This is a genomic window from Marivita sp. GX14005 (genome assembly GCF_023370775.1).
GTDB lineage: Bacteria > Pseudomonadota > Alphaproteobacteria > Rhodobacterales > Rhodobacteraceae > Marivita.
Map to the genome: position 1 here is coordinate 304,790 of NZ_JAMCCQ010000003.1, position 18,112 is coordinate 322,901.

Here is an 18,112-nt window from a genome sequence, read left to right on the forward strand (position 1 = left end):
GCAGAGCCCCCACCGAAAGCCCCAAGCCGAAAGGCGACATATTCGCGCCACACTATACGATCGACCAACGCGCCAAGTTTCGTGGCAAAAGAACGCTTTACCTAGCGTCTTGTTAATTTCTTTTCTTTTTTGCAGCCGTTCTTGAAAATTTTTTACATCTAAGCCTCTGTTTTAATTTTACTTATTTATTTGTTTTCAGTTTCGCGTATCATCCCGACAAGCCGCGATAACACGCCTGTGATCGCAGTCAGGAGCGCCCGACCCGGTCGGGCGAAGTGAGGGAGATCGAAAACATGACCGACAAATCCACCACCGAATTCACCGCCGGCAGCTACCCGCCTTCGGCCGAACTGGCCAAGAATGCCCATGTCGATGCGGCGCGCTACGAGGAAATGTATGCGCGTTCGGTCTCCGATCCCGAGGGGTTCTGGGCGGAAGCTGCGGAGCGTCTGGACTGGATCAAGAAGCCGACGCAGATTCAGGATGTGGATTTCACGCTCGGTCAGGTCAAGATCAACTGGTATGCCGACGGCACGCTGAATGTGGCGGCCAACTGCATCGACCGGCACCTGGAAAAGCGCGCCGATCAGACCGCGATCATCTTCGAGCCGGACGATCCCAACGAGGAGGCCCAGCACATCACCTATGCCGAGCTGCACCGCCGCGTGTGCCGCATGGCCAACATCCTCGAAACGCTGGGCGTGCGCCGCGGCGACCGGGTGGTGATCTACCTGCCGATGATCCCCGAGGCGGCCTATGCCATGCTCGCCTGCGCGCGCATCGGCGCGATCCATTCCATCGTCTTCGCCGGCTTCTCGCCCGACGCGCTCAGCGCCCGCATCAACGGCTCGGATGCCAAGGTTCTCATCACCGCCGACGAAGCCCCGCGCGGCGGGCGCAAGACGCCGCTCAAGTCCAATGCAGATGCCGCCCTGCTGCATTGCAAGGACACGGTGAAATGCCTCGTGGTGAAGCGCACCGGCGGTCAGACCACATGGATCGCGGATCGCGACTACGACTATAACGAGATGGCCCTGGAAGCGGAGGACTATTCCGCCCCCGCCGAGATGAATGCCGAAGACCCGCTTTTCATCCTCTACACATCCGGCAGCACCGGGCAGCCCAAGGGCGTCGTGCACAGCAGCGGCGGGTATCTGACCTACGCCAGTCTGACGCATGAGATCGTGTTCGATTACCATGAGGGCGATGTCTACTGGTGCACCGCCGATGTCGGCTGGGTCACCGGCCACAGCTATATCGTCTACGGCCCGCTGGCCAACGGGGCGACGACCGTGATGTTCGAGGGTGTGCCAACCTATCCCGATGCCAGCCGCTTCTGGCAGGTCTGCGAAAAGCACAAGGTCAACCAGTTCTACACCGCCCCCACCGCGATCCGCGCGCTGATGGGCCAGGGCAATGACTATGTCACGAATTGCGATCTGTCCTCTCTGCGCATCCTCGGCACGGTGGGCGAGCCCATCAACCCCGAGGCGTGGAACTGGTATAACGATGTCGTCGGCGGCGGGCGCTGCCCGATCGTCGATACGTGGTGGCAGACCGAAACCGGCGGGCATTTGCTGACCCCCCTGCCCGGCGCCCACGCGACCAAGCCCGGCGCTGCGATGAAGCCGTTCTTCGGCATCTGCCCTGTCGTGCTCGATCCGCAATCGGGCGAGGAGATCCACATCTCCCCGACCGAGGGCGTGCTGGCGCTCAAAAGCAGCTGGCCGGGCCAGATGCGCACCGTCTGGGGCGATCACGAGCGGTTCGAGAAGACGTATTTCTCGGATTACAAGGGCTATTACTTCACCGGCGACGGCTGCAAGCGCGATGCCGATGGCGATTACTGGATCACCGGGCGCGTCGATGACGTGATCAACGTATCGGGTCACCGGATGGGCACCGCCGAGGTGGAATCCGCCCTTGTCGCCCATTCGAAGGTCGCCGAGGCTGCGGTTGTCGGCTATCCGCACGACATCAAGGGCCAGGGCATCTATTGCTATGTCACGCTGATGAACGGCGTGGAGCCTTCGGACGAGCTGACCAAGGAATTGCGCAACTGGGTCCGCACCGAGATCGGCCCCATCGCCTCCCCGGACGTGATCCAGTGGGCGCCGGGCCTGCCGAAGACCCGTTCGGGCAAGATCATGCGCCGCATCCTGCGCAAGATCGCCGAGAACGATTACGGCTCGCTGGGCGATACATCAACCCTCGCCGATCCGTCGGTCGTCGACAATCTCATCGAAAACCGCGCGAACAAGGGGTGAGGGACATGGACGGAACCACCACACAGACCGCAGCGCCCGTTCTCATTCTGCTTGGCCCTCCGGGGGCCGGCAAGGGCACGCAGGCGCGGATGCTGGAGGAAACCTTCGGTCTCGTGCAGCTTTCCACCGGCGATCTGTTGCGCGATGCCGTGGCGCAGGGCACCGAAGCCGGACAGCAGGCCAAGGCCGTGATGGAGGCCGGGCAGCTGGTGAGTGACGATATCGTCATCGCCATCCTGCGCGACCGGCTCGCGCAGCCCGATTGCGCGCGCGGCGTCATCCTCGACGGCTTCCCCCGCACTGCGGGACAGGCCGAGGCGCTCGACGCGCTGCTGGCCGAGAATGGCCAGAAGATCAACGCCGCCATCAGTCTCGATGTAGACGATGCGGCGATGGTAACGCGCATTTCCGGCCGCTACACCTGCGCGGCCTGCGGCGAAGGCTATCACGACAGTTTCAAGACGCCTGCCGCGGAAGGCCGCTGCGACAAGTGCGACAGCACCGAGTTCAAGCGCCGCGCCGATGACAACGCCGAAACCGTCGCGGCCCGGCTCGACGCCTATCACGAACAGACCGCCCCGCTGATCGACTATTACGCGGCGCAGGCGGCGCTCATGCGGATCAATGCGATGGGCCAGATCGACGAGATCGCGAACAAGATGGGCGCGATCGTCAAGGCGGCCACCCGCTAGGGCGGGGGCTGAAAAGGGATGCGCGCATCGCCCCTCGATGCGCGTTCAAGGAGAAAAAAAGGAGGAGCCGCATCATGGCGGACCATTCGACACACACGCCGCACGCGGTCTCGGAAGCCGACAAGGGCTACTGGGCCGCAAACGTGCGCATCATTCTGATAAGCCTCGTGATCTGGGCGCTTTGCTCGTTCGGATTCGCGATCCTGCTGCGTCCGTTGCTCTCGGGCATCAGCGTTGGCGGAACCGATCTGGGCTTCTGGTTCGCCCAGCAGGGATCGATCCTCGTCTTTCTGGCGCTGATCTTCTTTTACGCCTGGCGGATGAACAAGCTGGACCGTGAATACGGCGTCGAGGAGGAATAAGAATGGATCAATTCACAATCAACCTGCTGTTTGTGGGCGCGAGTTTCGCGATCTACATCGGCATCGCGATCTGGGCCCGCGCGGGCTCTACATCCGAATTCTATGCCGCCGGCCGCGGCGTTCACCCCGTCACGAACGGCATGGCGACCGCGGCGGACTGGATGTCGGCGGCCTCCTTCATCTCGATGGCCGGTCTCATCGCCTTCACCGGCTATGACAACTCGACCTACCTGATGGGTTGGACCGGCGGCTATGTGCTGCTTGCGCTGCTGCTTGCGCCCTATCTGCGCAAGTTCGGCAAATTCACCGTTTCCGAATTCATCGGCGACCGCTTCTATTCGCCCACCGCACGGCTCGTTGCGGTCATCGCGCTTCTGGTGGCCTCGCTCACCTATGTGATCGGGCAAATGACCGGCGTCGGCGTGGCCTTCGGCCGTTTCCTCGAAGTCAGCAACACGGCGGGACTGCTGATCGGTGCGGTGATCGTCTTTGCCTATGCCGTGTTCGGCGGCATGAAGGGCGTGACCTACACGCAGGTGGCGCAATATGTCGTGCTGATCATGGCCTACACGATCCCGGCCGTGTTCATCTCGCTGCAGCTGACGGGCAACCCGGTTCCCGGTCTCGGCCTGTTCGGCGAGCATCAGGCGAGCGGCGAGCCGCTTCTGGCCAAGCTTGACCAGATTGTCTCCGAGCTGGGCTTCAACGAATACACCGCGCATCACGGCGATACATTCAACATGGTGCTCTTCACCCTGTCGCTGATGATCGGCACCGCGGGTCTGCCGCACGTCATCATGCGCTTCTTCACCGTGCCGAAAGTGGCCGATGCCCGTTGGTCAGCCGGCTGGGCGCTGGTCTTTATCGCCCTGCTCTATCTCACCGCTCCGGCGGTCGGAGCGATGGCACGTCTCAACATCACCGAACAGTTCTGGCCGAACGGCACCGGCGCCGAAGCGGTCAGCGTCGAGACCATCGCCACCGATCCCGATTACGACTGGATGGGAACATGGCAGCAGACCGGCCTTCTGGGCTGGGAAGACAAGAATGGCGACGGGCGCATCCAGTATTACAACGACGAGAACCCGGCGATGCAGGAACGTGCGGCCGCCGAAGGCTGGGAAGGCAACGAACTGACCAACTTCAACCGCGACATTTTGGTTCTGGCCAATCCCGAGATCGCCAACCTGCCCGGCTGGGTGGTCGGCCTGATCGCGGCAGGCGGCATCGCGGCCGCGCTTTCGACCGCGGCGGGCCTGCTTCTGGCGATTTCCTCAGCGGTCAGCCATGATCTCATCAAGGGTCAGATCAATCCGCAAATCTCCGAAAAGGGCGAACTTCTGTCGGCCCGGATCGCGATGGCGGTGGCGATTGCCGTGGCAACCTATCTGGGCCTCAACCCTCCGGGCTTCGCGGCGCAAACCGTGGCGCTGGCCTTTGGCCTCGCGGCGGCGTCGATCTTCCCGGCGCTGATGATGGGCATCTTCACCAAGGTGAACAACAAGGGTGCCGTGGCCGGTATGCTGTCGGGCCTGATCGTGACCGTCATCTATATCTTCCTGCACAAGGGGTGGTTCTTCATCCCCGACACCAACAGCTTCACCGACGCCGATCCGCTGCTCGGCACGATCAAGTCGACAAGCTTCGGTGCGGTCGGTGCAGCGATCAACTTCGCGGTGGCCTTCACGGTTTCGAAGATGACCGCATCGATCCCGCAAGAGATCGAGGAGCTGGTCGAAAGCGTCCGCGTGCCGCGCGGTGCGGGTGCCGCACAGGACCACTAAGCACCGGGAGGCGCCGCTTGCGCGGCGCGCCCCTTCACCATCGGTCCCGCGCCGGATAACCGGGGCGGGACTTTTCATTCCCGGACGGGCCAGACCATGACGCTTTCCAACGCCGCGCGGCTTCAGTTTCTCTCCGCGATCCACCCTTACGATTCGATGGAGCCCGCCCTGCTGCAATCCATCGCGGAGGCCATCGAGCCGCAACATTTCGCGCCCGGTGCGCAAATTTACGGCCTGTCGGTTCCGCTGAGCGGGCTCTATATCGTGCATGACGGCGAGGTGGAGGTTCGCGACGAACATGGCGTTCCGGTCTCGCTGCTCGGCCCGCGCAACAGTTTCGGAGAACGCGGGCTGTTGCGCGACGGGGTCAGCCTGACCTCGGCACGCGCGATCACCGACAGCACGCTTTTGCTGCTGCCCGCCGACCACTTCCACCGCGCGATGGCGCAGAGCCCCGCCTTCCGCCGCTTCTTCGACCGCAGCCGTGCGCCCCGCCCCGGCAAACCCGATCTCGCCACCATCCGCGTCGAAGAGCTGATGGCGCGCGCGCCGCTCACCTGCGCGCCCGAAACCCATGTGCAGCACGCGGCAGAGCAGATGCGCGATGCGCATGTCTCCTCGATCTGCGTCACCGAAAGCGGCAGCCTGCGCGGGATCGCCACGATCCGCGATATGTCGGGCAAGGTCGTGGCCGGCGGGCTGTCGGGCAATACGCCGATCGCACAGGTGATGACCGCCGATCCCCTGACCCTGCCGCCCTCGGCCATCGGCTCGGATGTGCTGCACATGATGATGGAGCGGCGGATCGGCCATATTCCGGTCTGCCATGGCGATACGCTCGTCGGCATCGTCACGCAGACCGATCTCACCCGTTTTCAGGCCGTCAGCTCGGCCGAACTCGTCGCCGAGATCGCCCATTCCGGCAGCGCCGCCGAGATGGCGACTGTCACCGCGCGCATCCCGCAACTGCTCGCGCAGCTTGTCGCGGGCGGCAACCGGCACGAGGTCATCACCCGGCTCATCACCGACATCGCCGACACGGCGACCCGCCGCCTTCTGGCCTTGGCCGAAGCCGAACTGGGCGCGCCGCCGGTGCCCTATCTCTGGCTCGCTTGCGGATCGCAGGGCCGGCAGGAACAGACCGGCATCAGCGATCAGGACAATTGCCTTTTCATCGATGATACGATGACGGATGCGGATGCGCCCTATTTTGCCGCGCTGGCGCAATTCGTCTGCGACGGGCTGAACACCTGCGGCTATGTCTATTGCCCCGGCGACATGATGGCGAGCAATCCGCGCTGGCGGCAGCCCGTGCGCGTCTGGCGCGAGTATTTCAATGGCTGGATCAAGACCCCGAACCCCGAAGCGCAGATGCTCGCCAGTGTCATGTTCGACCTGCGCCCCATCGGCGGCACGACCCGGCTTTTCGAGGATCTGCAGGCCGAAACGCTGGCAAAGGCGTCGGCCAATTCGATCTTCGTGGCGCATATGGTGTCGAACTCGCTCAAGCACACCCCGCCGCTGGGCCTTTTGCGCGGCTTCGCGACGATCCGGTCGGGCGAGCACAAGAACCATATCGATCTCAAGCTGAACGGCGTCGTGCCGGTGGTCGATCTGGCGCGTATCTATGCGCTTCAGGGCCGGCTGACGCAGGCCAACACCGCCGCGCGGCTGGAGGCGGCGACCGCGTCGGGCGTTCTCAGCAAATCGGGCGGGCGCGATCTGCGCGATGCCTATGACCTGATCGCGGAGACGCGGCTCGAACATCAGGCGGCGCAGGTGCGCAGCGGCGCACGGCCGGACAATTTCCTGAGCCTCGCCGATCTGTCGGACTTTGAGCGAAGTCATCTGCGCGATGCGTTCGTGGTGATAAAATCCATGCAATCGGCCGTTGGCCACGGGCGCGGGATGCTCGGCTGACGCGCCAACTCGGGGAGGAGTTGCGATGTTTCTGGAATTGATCGGCGTCATCGTGGCGGGCATTGCGGGCGCGGGCGTCATGCTCATCGTCTCGCGCCTGACGGGCGGGCGGCTGCCGAAATGGCTGGTGCCGCTCGCGGCCGGGGCGGCGATGCTGGGCACTGCGATCAGCAGCGAATACAGCTGGTTCTCGCGCACTTCCGAAGCGATGCCCGACGGGCTGGAAGTGGTGCAGAGCGTCGAATCTACGGCCTTCTACCGCCCATGGACCTACCTTGCGCCCTATACCGACCGCTTCATCGCGCTCGATACCGAAGGGTTGCGCAGCAACGCGAACGATCCCGATCTGCACATGGCCGATCTCTATCTCTTCCGCCGCTGGGGGACGGTGCAATCGGTCCAGGTGATGGTCAATTGCCTCACCGGGCAGCGCGCCGATCCCGCGGGCGGCGATGGCGGCGCGCCCGTCTGGCGCGACGTGCCGCCGGACGATCCGCTCGTGCGGGCCGTCTGCGACAGGGTGTGATGCCATGCCGAAACTCACCCTGCGCCTGCGCGTGTTCCTCTTCTTCTGCCTCATCGCCCTCGGCTCGCTCTGTTCGGTGCTCGCGGCGATCTGGCTCGGTCATGCCCGCGCGCTGGAGACCGGCCCGGCGGATGGCTTTCTCTTCGCGGCCATCGTCGCGGGGTTTCTGATCCTCGGCATCACCGCCGGGGTTTGGCTGCTTTTCGACGAGAATGTCGCCAAGCCCATCGAACGGCTCGCCGCGCAGATGCGCAGCCGCGCCCATGCCGGGGTCGAGGCCGATCTTGACACGAAAGCCGCGCGCTATCTCGGCGATCTCGCCCCGGCCGCCTCCGCCGTGGCGCGCCAGCTCGGCGACAGCGCGCTGAGCACCGCGCAGGCCGTCGCCTCCGAAACGGCCCGGCTGGAGGCTGAAAAGGCCCGCCTGACCGCGCTTCTGACGGAAATCCCGGTGGCGACGATCCTCGTCACGCCCGGCGGGCAGATCGCGCTTTACGACGCGCAGGCGGCCGAGATCCTCTCGCAGATCGGCGTGCCGCGTCTCAATGCGCGGATCTCCGAGTATTTCGCCGCGAAGAGCCTCGATGCGGCGGTCGGCAAGCTGCACAAATCCGGCAAGGATGTCCGCTTTACCGCCCAGTCACCCGATGGCACGCAAAGCTTCGACGCGCGGCTCAAGCCGATGCGGGACGGCGGCTATCTCATGGTGATCGACAGCCAGACGCTCGACATATCGCCCGAGGCCGAACGCCCGCTGGTCTATGATTTCGACCTCCTCGATCAGGGCGATGCCGGGTCCGATTTCGCCGAGCGCCCGCTGCGGCAGCTTTGCTTTTCGGTCTTCGACACCGAAACCACGGGCCTTCTGCCGCATAAGGACGAGATCGTGCAGCTCGGTGCGGTGCGGGTGCTCAACGGGCGTATCGTTCCGGGCGAGCGGATCGACCAGCTGGTCGATCCCGGCCGCCCGATCCCGCCGGGCGCGACGCGCGTGCATCGCATCTCGGATGCGATGGTGCGCGGCAAGCCGCGTATCGCAGAGGTTGCCCGGCGCTTTCACGACTTCTCGCGAGAGGCCGTGATCGTCGCCCATAACGCGCCGTTCGACATGGCCTTCCTGCACCGTCACGCGCACACCACCGGCCTGACCTGGGATCATCCGATCCTCGACACCGTGCTGCTCTCCGCCGTGCTGTTCGGCGCGAGCGAGAAACACACGCTCGACGCGCTGTGCGAACGGCTCGGCGTCACGATCCCCGACGCGATGCGCCATACGGCCATCGGCGATGCGCAGGCCACCGCCGAGGTGCTGGTGCGCATGTTGCCGATGCTGGAGGCGCAGGGCCTGACCACCTTCGGCGCGGTGATCGAGGAAACCCGCCGCCATGGCCGCCTGCTCGAAGACCTCAACTGAGCGGCACGCGTTTTCGCAACGTGCTGCGCGTGATCGCGAAGACCGTCAGCCCGGTCAGCGCCCAGAAGAACCATGTGATCGGCCCCCGGAAGAGGATCACCGGGTCACTGCCCGACATCAGCATCGCCTGACGGAAATTGTCCTCCAGCAGCGGACCGAGGATGAAGGCGATCAGGAACGGCGCGGCCGGGATGCGCGCGCGCATCATCAGGTAGCCGACCCATCCCATTACGAGCATCACCCCGACATCGAAGATATTGTTGTTCACAGCAAAGACCCCGTAAATGCACAGCACCAGAACCGCGGGCATCAGCAGGCGCTTGGGCACATCGGCCACGAACCTGAACCCCCGGATCGCCACCGATCCGACGATCAGCAGCAGAACCGAGCTTATGATGAGCCCGATGAACAATCCGTAAATGATATCGACATTGAGGATGAACATCATCGGCCCCGGCTGCAGACCGTGCACCATGAAGGCGCCGATGATGATGGCGGTGATCACATCGCCGGGCACGCCCAGCGCCAGCAGCGGGATCAGCGTGGCCCCGGCGACGCCGTTATTGCCGGCTTCGGACGCCGCGACGCCCTCGATCTCGCCCTTGCCGAAATTGGCCTTGTTCTTCGATGTGCGCCGCGCCTCCGAATAGCTCAGAAAGGCGCTCGGCGCCGCACCGATACCGGGGATGGAGCCGAGAAACACGCCGATCAGGCTGCCGCGCAGGATGCTCTTGATGCTGCCGAGGTAATCGGCCAGCGTGCAGCGCGTCTTGCCCAGCGACCGGGTCTTGCCCAGATGCGCCACCGGGTTCCATGCCATCGCGATAATCTCGGGAATCGCGAAAAGCCCGATCAGCACGGCGATGAAATTCAGCCCGCCCATCATGTTCGGATTGCCGAAGGTGAACCGGTTGGTGCCATAGACCAGATCGAGCCCGATCGTCGCCAGCAGCAGCCCCGCCAGCGCCGAGAGCGCGCCGCGCAGCAGGCTTTCGCCCGACACGCCGGCGATGATCGTCAGCGAAAAGAGGATCAGCGCAAAGAACTCCGGCGGGCCGAAATTCATCGCGAACGACGCCAGCCAGCCCGCGAAGAGGATCAGCGCGAGGTTCGACACTGCATCCGCCGTGCAGGAGGCATAGAGCGCCATGCCCAGCGCGCGGCCCGCCTCGCCGCGTTCCGCCATCGGGTGCCCGTCGAGGATTGTGGCCGAAGAGGCCGGCGTGCCGGGCGTCTTGATCAGGATCGCCGGGATGGAGCCGCCGAAGATACCGCCCTTGTAGACGCCCAGCAGCAGAAGGATCCCGTTGATCGGCGCCATCGAAAAGGTGAAGGGCAGCGCCAGCGCAACCGCCATCGTTGCCGACAGACCGGGGATCGCGCCTCCGATTACACCCACGATCAACCCGCAAAACAGCATCAGGAACGCTTCGATGTTTCCGACCAGCGCGAAGCCGGCCGCGAGGGACTCTATCAGGCTCATGGCAATCTCACGAAATTGCCCTGCGGCACCGCAACCCCCGCGACATGCGCAAAGAAGCCGTAAAGCACGAGCGGGATTAGAACGGCGCAAATCACTGCCGCCACCGGATGCCGCGTGCGGAACAGGAAGGCGGTTGCCAGAAAGGCCAGCATCGAGGTCCAGACCATGCCCAGCGCCGGCAGGAGCAGGAAAGTGGCCGCCATGATGAGCGCAAGCGCCGCCAGCCGCCCCCATTTGGGCAGCATCGGCCCCGGTTCGGCGAAACCGTCTTCTTCCGGTTCACCAGTGATGGACACCGCGATCAGCCCCAGACCGACCAGCGCCGTCAACACCGACAGGATGTAGGGCCAAAAGAGCGGCGAGAGCACGATATTGTTGATATTGCTGGGCGCGGAGACGAAACGCGGGATCGCGTAGAAGAACAGGAAACCTGACGCCAGTAGGGACGCGATCCCGAGGCGCAGGTTGAGGGCGGTGCTGTCAGGCATGGGGCAGAAGGCTCCTTTGAAGGCCCGCGCCGGCGCATGCCCGGCGCGGCGGTCTGGCAAGGTCCGGCGCGCGGCTCACCCCTCGACGCGCATCCCCAGCTCGTCGACCAGCGCCTTGAAGACCTTGTATTGCCCTTCGATGAAGTCGTTCGCCGCTTCCGGGTCCATCAGCTCGATCACCGATCCGCGCGCCTGCATCGTATCGAGGAATTCCTGATCCTGAACCGCCTGGGCCATCCAGTCGCCCCATTTGGCGGCCACATCGTCCGGCAGGCCCGCCGGCCCCGCGATCCCGGTCCAGCCGACAAGCTGGTTGAGCCGCGGCTTGCCAAGCTCGTTCGCGGTGGGCGCATCGAAACCGACGACCGGCTCTTCGGTCGTGACCATCAGCGGGGTCAGCTGATCGTTGGCGACGAAACTCGCCACCGCGGAGGAATTCGTGCACAGGAACGTCGCCGTGCCGTTCAGAACCGCCGTCGCCGCCGCGCCGCCGCCCTTTTGCGGGATATGCGTCGCCTGCTCGAGCGGGTTTTCCACGCCGAACTCCTTGAGCACCATCGCGCCGGCGAGATGCAGCAGCGATCCCACGCCCGAGGAGGCATAGCTGACGCCGCCTTCCTTCACCCTGGCGATCAGATCGTCCATCGTCTCGATCCCGCTGCCCGCGCGCACGGCGCAGGCAACCGGGTTGATCTCGTAGACTGTGACGAAACGAAAATCATCGAGCGTATAGGGCAGCGTCGCCTTCATCGCCGGGTTCACCGAATGCGATCCCACGCGCGCGAAGAGCATGGTGTAACCATCCGGCTTGGCATTCTGGGCAGCGACCGATCCCGTCGCGCCGCCCGCGCCGGTGACATTCGCCATCACCAGCGGTTTGCCGACCGCCTTGCCCAGCGGCTCCGCGATGGTGCGCGCCGAGATATCCGTTGCCCCGCCGGCGCCATAGGGGATGATCATGTTGATCGGCCGCTCCGGGTACTCCGCCAGCGCCCCCGTCGCGGCCAGACCCGCGCAGAGCGCGATTGTGGCGCCCATTCTTTGATATGTCATAAATCCTCTCCTCCCGTGTTTCATTTCGGCCCTTCACAGGCTCTTGCATCACCGTAACCTTAAGATAAGCTTAGATGAAGAATTAAAATCTTACATCTTCCGTAAGCCCTGCGAACAATACCCCGGTGCGAGATGTCCATTCGCCTTCTCAAGACACTGATCGCCGTCGCCGATCACAAGACCTTCAGCGAAGCCGCCGACGCGGTGTTCATCACCCATGCGGCCGTCAGTCAGCAGATGCGCACGCTTGAGGGTGAACTTGGCCTTGACCTCTTCGACCGCAGCCACCGCACCCCGGAACTGACCCCGGTGGGGCGCGCCATCACGGAAAAGGCGCGCAAACTTGTGCGCGATTACGACAATCTCGTGCCGTCCGTGCTTGGCGACGAAGGTTTCTCGGGCGAAGTGACGCTCGGCGCGGTGCCGACGACGATGACCGGCCTTGCGCCCCGCGCCATGTCGATCCTGCGCGCGACATATGCCGACCTGCGCATCCGCATCCACCCCGCGCTGACCGGCGCACTACTGGCCGATATCGACCGCGGGCAGCTCGATCTTGCCATCGTCACGCGCCCGGTGCTGATGCCGCCCGGCATGGGGTTTCTCGATATCGCCGAAGAACCGCTTCACCTGATCGCCAGCCGGGAATTGCCGGATGACGACCCCATCGCGATCCTTCAGACGCAACCGTTCATCCGTTTCAACCGCGATGCCGTTGTCGGAACGCTGATCGAGACATGGCTGCAGGCGCGGGATATCCGCGTGAGCGAGACGATGGAGCTCGAAAATCTGGAAGCGATCGCAAGCATGGTTCACGCCAATCTCGGCGTTTCCATCGTGCCGCGCGCTTGCGTGGTCAACGATTATGCGCTGCCGGTCAAACGCCTGCCCCTGCCCGACGGCGCGCCATCGCGCAGATTGGGGCTGGTCTTTCGCAAGAACCATCCGAAACAGCGCGTGATCGAGGAGATCCACAACGCGCTGCTGAGCGCTGTAGCACAATCGCAGCAGCGCCCGAAATGAGCGGGCAGGCCGCGATCTTCATCCTTCTTGGCGCCTGCGCAGGAGGCTTCGTGAACGGGCTTGCCGGAACGGGCACCGCGCTGTTCGCACTGGGGTTCTTCCTCGTGGCGCTCGATCCGGTTTCGGCGGTGGCGGTCGTTTCGCTCATGTCGGTCGTGACGGGGTTGCAGGGGCTTTGGGAGGTGCGCAGCGCGCTCAAGGTGGATGTTCCGCGCCTTGCGCGCTTTACGGTGCCGGGGCTCGTCGGTGTGCCGGTCGGCATTTCGCTCCTTGGCGCGATCGACGCCGACATGCTCAAGCTGCTGGTCGCTGCGCTGCTTATCCTTTATGGCGGATTTTTCAGCTTCCGCGCCGACCTGCCGAAGTTCGAACGCCGCACGCCGCTTCTGGATAGCGCCATTGGCCTTGTCAGCGGCGTTCTGGGCGGCATGGCGTCGCTCTCGGGCGCATTGCCGACGATCTGGTGCTCGATGCGTCCCTGGCCCAAGCGGGAAACCCGCGCCGTGCTCCAGCCCTTCAACGTGACTGTCTTGTCAGCGACCACCGCGATGCTCTGGTGGCGCGGCGCCTATGACGGCCCGACGATCACCGCCTTCCTGATCGCCCTGCCCGCCGCGATGCTGGCGGCGCAGATCGGCCTTCTGGTATTTCGCCGCCTAAGGGACGACACGTTCCGCCGGCTCCTGATCGGGCTTGCGCTGTTCCTTGGTGTCGGGATCGCCCTGCGCGCGGCGGTCTAATCCGGCAGCGGCGCGGGGTGGCCCTCGATCTCGACATCGATGCAGGCCGGCTTGCCGCTCGACAATGCGGACGCCAATGCGTTCGGCAGGTCCGCCGGATCGGAAACATGCGCGCCGAAGCCGCCAAGCGCCGCCACCGCCAGATCATAGCGCGCGCCGCTGAGCGCGCAGCCGTGCACGCGGTCGGCGCCGAAATCGCGCATCTGGATCTGATGCTCGGCGTTCCAGCGGCGGTCATTGCCGATCACCGCCACGAACGGCAGATCCTCGCGCAGCGCGGTTTCGAACTCGGCAAGGTGAAACCCCGCCGTGCCATCGCCCATCATGGCGATCACGGTCGCTTGCCGATCCGCCGCGCGCGCGCCCATCGCGTAGCAGAGCCCGCCGCCGATGGCACCCGACACCCCGTTGACGATCCGGCGCGGTGCGGTGATGCCCGCTTGCGCCCATTGGCCGAACTCCCCGCCATCGCAGATCAGGACCGGGTTCGGCACGGACTGAAGCGCTGCATCAACTGAGGCGCATAACATTCCGGGATCTATGACGGTTTTCGTTCCGCATGATACCATCCGGCGATTGCAGGCTGCGTGCAGTCGAGCCGCCCAGCCGGATATCGGCGCTTGGTCGGTCCAAGCGCAAAGAGCTTCGGCACAGGCCCGCGCGTCGCCCTCGATCTCCAGCGCCAGACGCGCCCCGACATTCCGCCTCGCGCGGGCGATCTCTGCTGCATCGGCCGTCACGATCGCCCAGTCCGCACCCGGTGCCGCTTCGCCGAAACGCAAGGTGAAATCGAGCGGCTTGCCTAAAAGCGCGATGCGGTCTGCCTCCGCGATGACAGGGCCGGCGGCCCCGAGCGACGGATCGGCAATTCCGCGCGGGCTTTCCATGACGATCACCGGCGCGCCGGTTGCGGCTTTCAGCCGTTCGGCCAGGCCGGGCGCGCGTGTTGCATTGAGCGCGGGGCCGAGGATGATGACCGGCCGTTCCGTGCCCGCCAGAAAGTCGCGCAGCGCCCCGGTGTCCGGGGTATCAGGCGATGCAACAGCCTGCGCTTGCACAGCACGCGACTCCGCCGCCAGCAGATCCGCCGGAAGCGACACGTGCACCGGGCCGGGCCGTCCCTCTTGCGCCACGCGCATCGCCTCGTGGATGGTTCTGGCCAACTCCTCCGGCTGCGTCGGGCGCACCGACCATTTCGTCAGGCTGCGCGTCAGCGCGACCTGGTCCATCTCCTGAAACGCGCCCTTGCCGTCCTGCGCCGCCGGGCTGTCACCGCTCAACAGCACAACGGGCGTGTCGGACGTCCGCGCCGTCAGCAGCGTTGCGATGGCATTGCCCAGCCCCGCCCCCGCCGTCACCAGCGCAACACCGACGCCACCCGCGATTTGTGCATAACCTTCGGCCATATAGACCGCCGCCGCCTCGTGCCGCGTGTGGTAAAGACGTATCCCGGCATCGAGGCTCGCATCGAATAGCGGCATGATCTGGTTGCCCGACAGGGCGAAGATGTCCTTGACCCCCTGCGCCGCGAGCGTCTGCATAACCGCATCCGCACCCCGCATCAGGCCGCCGCCACATGCACGGTGATCCGGTGCACCGCATTGTTTGCAAAGCCCGCCATATCGAACGGCGCGTCGAGCGGCTGTGTATTGCCCTCGGCATCGGTTGCGCGGCAGGCCAGCTCATGCACTCCCGGCGGCGCGTCCCAGTCGATCTGCCAGCCGGTCCATGCATAGGTGTCCGCGCGGCCCGTCAGTTCCGCCTCCTTCCACGCGCCGTTCAGCAGCACCTCGACCCGTTCGATGGGAACCCCGCCACCGGACCATGCCCGCCCCTGAAGCGTCACCTTGCCTGCCTGCATCCAGCGTTGCCGCGTGACCCAATCGGGCACGCCCGGCGGCACCATCAGCGATTTGACGCGGATCGTCGTGATCGGCCGGCCGGGGTCGTCCTCGCTCGCGCGAAAACGATAGGTCTGCACCTGCTGGAAGCCCTGATACCGTTCGGTCAGCGCCTCGATCCGCGACAGCCATTTCACCGACGCCATGCCGTACCAACCCGGCACGATGATCCGCAAAGGCGCGCCGTGCTGCGGCAAGAGCGGCTGGCCGTTCATGCCCCAGACCAGCATCACGTCGAGGTCAGCCACCTGCTCCGGCGTGAGCGAACGCCCGAAATGATGCGGCTCGCCCTTGTCGAAGCCGTAATCCGCGCCAAGAAAGGCGAAATCCTGCACGTCCGCCTGCGGTTTCGCGCGTTCCAGCAAGGGCGCGATCGGCGTTCCCGTCCATTCCGAGGTGCCGACCGCCTCATAGGCCCAGGGCATCGAGAAACAGCGCGGGCTGACCCCGATCCGCCCGTTGCCCGCACATTCCAGCGTTACCGGGCGCGTGACCTCTGGCAGCGCGCGGATCTCGTCCATCGTGAGGCTGTAGGGCGCATCGAACGCGCCTTCAAAACGCAGCACATGATCGGCCCCGGACAGGATCGGGACGTCGAAATGATTGAGCAGGTAATGCGTGCCGGTGGGCGTGATATCGAGCGCCAGCGTTTCCAGCAAGGCACCGGAGTTGCGGTTGGCCAGCGCCACCTCTTCGCGCGAAAACACGCCCTCGGTCACGGGCGGGCGCTTCGCGTCGGGCGCAAAAGGATTGGTCGTCATATCACCTCGTCGGAACGGTCATCGCTTTCGCCATAGCGTTTGAGCACAGCGGGTTTCGTGCCTTCGTAGACCCGGTCGATATTCTGCGCGATCTTGGCGTTCTCGCGCTCGAACAGGCAATCGCCATTGAGGTCGGACGCCACGATGAACGGCCCCATCCGGTTGCACTTGATGACCCACATCGCCTGCGCAAGGCCCAGTTCCTCGTGCCAATGCACGGCTTCCACATTCTCGACCCCCCGCCCCAGAAGCGCGCCGGTGCCGTAGCCGACGGTTGAGAGATAGACCGCGCCGTTCGGGACGAAATAGCTCTTGTAATCCTTCGAGGTCATGCCCCCCTTGCCGATGATGAGCTTCGCGCCGGTCTTCTCCATCCATTCGGGCAGCCATTTGGCAAAGCGGAACGAGGCGGTGGCGGTGACGGCCCCCATGTCGAAACTGCCATCGGCATTGATCCGAGCGGCGGGAGAGCAGTGGAAATTCGCGGCGCTCTGGGCGGGCAGCTCCATCGGGATATTCGCGCGCTCCTCCAGGGCGCGCATATAGACGCCTTCGCGAGCGGTATACATCAGTCCGTCGAGGTAAACGATATCGCCGAGGCGCAGCTTGGCGATGTCCTCCTCGGTCGGCGTGGTGGACAGGCGGATTTCACGCGGGCTCATGCGAAGGCTCCTTCACCGAATCCCATTCCACGGTTTCGCGGCGCATATAGGGGGTGAACCAGTCGGGATCGGTGCGATATTCGACGCGGCCATCGGGCCAGAGCCGGGCCACTGCGCGGCGCGAGGACAGGCAGAAGGCATGCACCGACATGGGCATACCGCCGGTATGGCAATAGCCCACTTCGATATTGCACTGCACCACCATGTTCTTGCCGACGAACCCCATCGCGCCCATGCCGATGGAGTTGCCCAGCTCCTTGAACTCCTCCTCCATCTCGGCGATGCGCGGATCGGGGTTGCGGCTGCCCACGGTGCGCAGCACCGAGGCGCGTTTGCCGAGCGTCATGCAAATATCCTTTGAGCCGCCAAGGCCGATACCGATGATCGCCGGCTGGCAGGTCAGACCGCGCTTGCCGAAGGCCATCAGGCTGTCGAGATAGAACCGCTTGATCCCCTGTATGCCGTCGCTGGGAAAAAGCATCCGGTAATCGGTGCCGAAGAGCCCGCCCTTGTGCACGGTGATGAGGTCGATCCACTCGCCCTCGGGCTCGAAGGCGTATTCGATCTCTGGCGCATTGATGCCGACATTGTTGTCGTGATCGGTGCGCCAGAGCGGATGCACCCGGTTGGGGCGCAGCGGCACGCCGTTGGTGGCGCTCGCCGTCGCGCGGCGCAGCGCGGTCTCAAGCGCGCACATGCCGCCTTCGACCGATGCATCGTTGCCCATCTTGACGAACCAGCGCGGCACGCCGGTGTCGCCGCACATGGCGCGCCGGTCCTCCTTGGCGGCCTCGTAGTTTTCCAGCATCGCCTTGAGAACGAAGCTGGACAGATCACCGTCCTCGGTTTCGGCGGCTTTTTGCAAGCCGTTGAGGTAATCCTCGGGAATGTCGATGGCCGCCTTGTCCATCAGGGTTTCCGCGGTGGACTGGATGAGGGATAGGGGGATCATGGGGTCTGCCCTCCGAAAAGGTGTGGCTGCGCCAAGCCCGACCTCGGGAGGGCGGTTGCATCACGGGCTGTTGGTCGTTCTACA

The 18,112-nt window shown here is 64.7% G+C and carries 16 protein-coding genes; 9 read left to right on the forward strand and 7 right to left on the reverse strand.

Going from position 1 to position 18,112, the window contains the following annotated elements:
• Positions 1–293: 293 nt before the first annotated feature.
• From acs to M3465_RS11715, 7 genes are all read left to right on the forward strand, one after another.
• Positions 294–2,267, forward strand: coding sequence for an acetate--CoA ligase (gene acs / locus M3465_RS11685; RefSeq protein ID WP_249501924.1), 1,974 nt, complete (start codon positions 294–296; stop codon positions 2,265–2,267).
• Between the two features lie 5 nt (positions 2,268–2,272).
• The gene (locus M3465_RS11690) at positions 2,273–2,959 is read left to right on the forward strand and encodes an adenylate kinase (protein WP_249501925.1); all 687 of its coding nucleotides are present in this window, start codon (positions 2,273–2,275) and stop codon (positions 2,957–2,959) included.
• A 74-nt stretch (positions 2,960–3,033) separates the two neighbouring features.
• On the forward strand, positions 3,034–3,321 hold the full coding sequence (locus M3465_RS11695; protein WP_249501926.1) for a DUF4212 domain-containing protein: 288 nt from the start codon (positions 3,034–3,036) through the stop codon (positions 3,319–3,321).
• A 2-nt stretch (positions 3,322–3,323) separates the two neighbouring features.
• Positions 3,324–5,105, forward strand: a complete 1,782-nt coding sequence (locus M3465_RS11700) for a sodium:solute symporter family protein (RefSeq protein ID WP_249501927.1) — start codon at positions 3,324–3,326, stop codon at positions 5,103–5,105.
• Positions 5,106–5,201: 96 nt separating this feature from the next.
• Positions 5,202–7,025 (forward strand): DUF294 nucleotidyltransferase-like domain-containing protein, encoded by a 1,824-nt coding sequence (locus M3465_RS11705; RefSeq protein WP_249501928.1) that lies wholly within the window; start codon positions 5,202–5,204, stop codon positions 7,023–7,025.
• 25 nt (positions 7,026–7,050) lie between these two features.
• Positions 7,051–7,551, forward strand: coding sequence for a hypothetical protein (locus M3465_RS11710; RefSeq protein WP_249501929.1), 501 nt, complete (start codon positions 7,051–7,053; stop codon positions 7,549–7,551).
• A gap of 4 nt (positions 7,552–7,555) precedes the next feature.
• Positions 7,556–8,965: a 3'-5' exonuclease gene (locus M3465_RS11715; RefSeq protein WP_249501930.1), complete on the forward strand. Its 1,410-nt coding sequence runs from the start codon at positions 7,556–7,558 to the stop codon at positions 8,963–8,965.
• Here M3465_RS11715 and M3465_RS11720 read toward each other — a convergent pair.
• The 3 genes from M3465_RS11720 to M3465_RS11730 form a co-directional block, all read right to left on the reverse strand.
• Complete coding sequence (locus M3465_RS11720; protein WP_249501931.1) at positions 8,958–10,448, reverse strand: tripartite tricarboxylate transporter permease; 1,491 nt, start codon at positions 10,446–10,448, stop codon at positions 8,958–8,960. The genes M3465_RS11715 and M3465_RS11720 overlap by 8 nt on opposite strands.
• Positions 10,445–10,936: a tripartite tricarboxylate transporter TctB family protein gene (locus tag M3465_RS11725; RefSeq protein WP_249501932.1), complete on the reverse strand. Its 492-nt coding sequence runs from the start codon at positions 10,934–10,936 to the stop codon at positions 10,445–10,447. Before M3465_RS11725 ends, M3465_RS11720 begins: the two co-directional genes overlap by 4 nt.
• Positions 10,937–11,011: 75 nt before the next feature.
• The gene (locus tag M3465_RS11730) at positions 11,012–11,989 is read right to left on the reverse strand and encodes a tripartite tricarboxylate transporter substrate binding protein (RefSeq protein ID WP_249501933.1); all 978 of its coding nucleotides are present in this window, start codon (positions 11,987–11,989) and stop codon (positions 11,012–11,014) included.
• A 132-nt stretch (positions 11,990–12,121) separates the two neighbouring features.
• On the opposite strand from M3465_RS11730, the gene M3465_RS11735 reads away from it, so the two are divergent.
• Positions 12,122–13,012, forward strand: coding sequence for a LysR family transcriptional regulator (locus M3465_RS11735; RefSeq protein ID WP_249501934.1), 891 nt, complete (start codon positions 12,122–12,124; stop codon positions 13,010–13,012).
• Positions 13,009–13,752 carry a sulfite exporter TauE/SafE family protein gene (locus tag M3465_RS11740; protein ID WP_249501935.1) on the forward strand — a complete coding sequence of 248 codons (744 nt, stop codon included), beginning with the start codon at positions 13,009–13,011 and terminating at the stop codon, positions 13,750–13,752. Before M3465_RS11735 ends, M3465_RS11740 begins: the two co-directional genes overlap by 4 nt.
• Here the strand turns inward: M3465_RS11740 and M3465_RS11745 are convergent.
• The 4 genes from M3465_RS11745 to M3465_RS11760 are packed head-to-tail and all read right to left on the reverse strand — an operon-like array spanning position 13,749 to position 18,028.
• A complete protein-coding gene (locus M3465_RS11745) occupies positions 13,749–15,314 on the reverse strand; it encodes a thiamine pyrophosphate-binding protein (RefSeq protein WP_283255030.1) in 1,566 nt (521 codons plus the stop codon). The genes M3465_RS11740 and M3465_RS11745 overlap by 4 nt on opposite strands.
• Positions 15,314–16,414, reverse strand: coding sequence for a sulfite oxidase (locus tag M3465_RS11750; RefSeq protein ID WP_249501937.1), 1,101 nt, complete (start codon positions 16,412–16,414; stop codon positions 15,314–15,316). The genes M3465_RS11745 and M3465_RS11750 overlap by 1 nt, the downstream gene beginning before the upstream one ends.
• Positions 16,411–17,076: a fumarate hydratase C-terminal domain-containing protein gene (locus tag M3465_RS11755; protein ID WP_249501938.1), complete on the reverse strand. Its 666-nt coding sequence runs from the start codon at positions 17,074–17,076 to the stop codon at positions 16,411–16,413. The genes M3465_RS11750 and M3465_RS11755 overlap by 4 nt, the downstream gene beginning before the upstream one ends.
• A complete protein-coding gene (locus M3465_RS11760) occupies positions 17,063–18,028 on the reverse strand; it encodes a fumarate hydratase (protein WP_249501939.1) in 966 nt (321 codons plus the stop codon). The genes M3465_RS11755 and M3465_RS11760 overlap by 14 nt, the downstream gene beginning before the upstream one ends.
• Between the last annotated feature and the right edge of the window lie 84 nt (positions 18,029–18,112).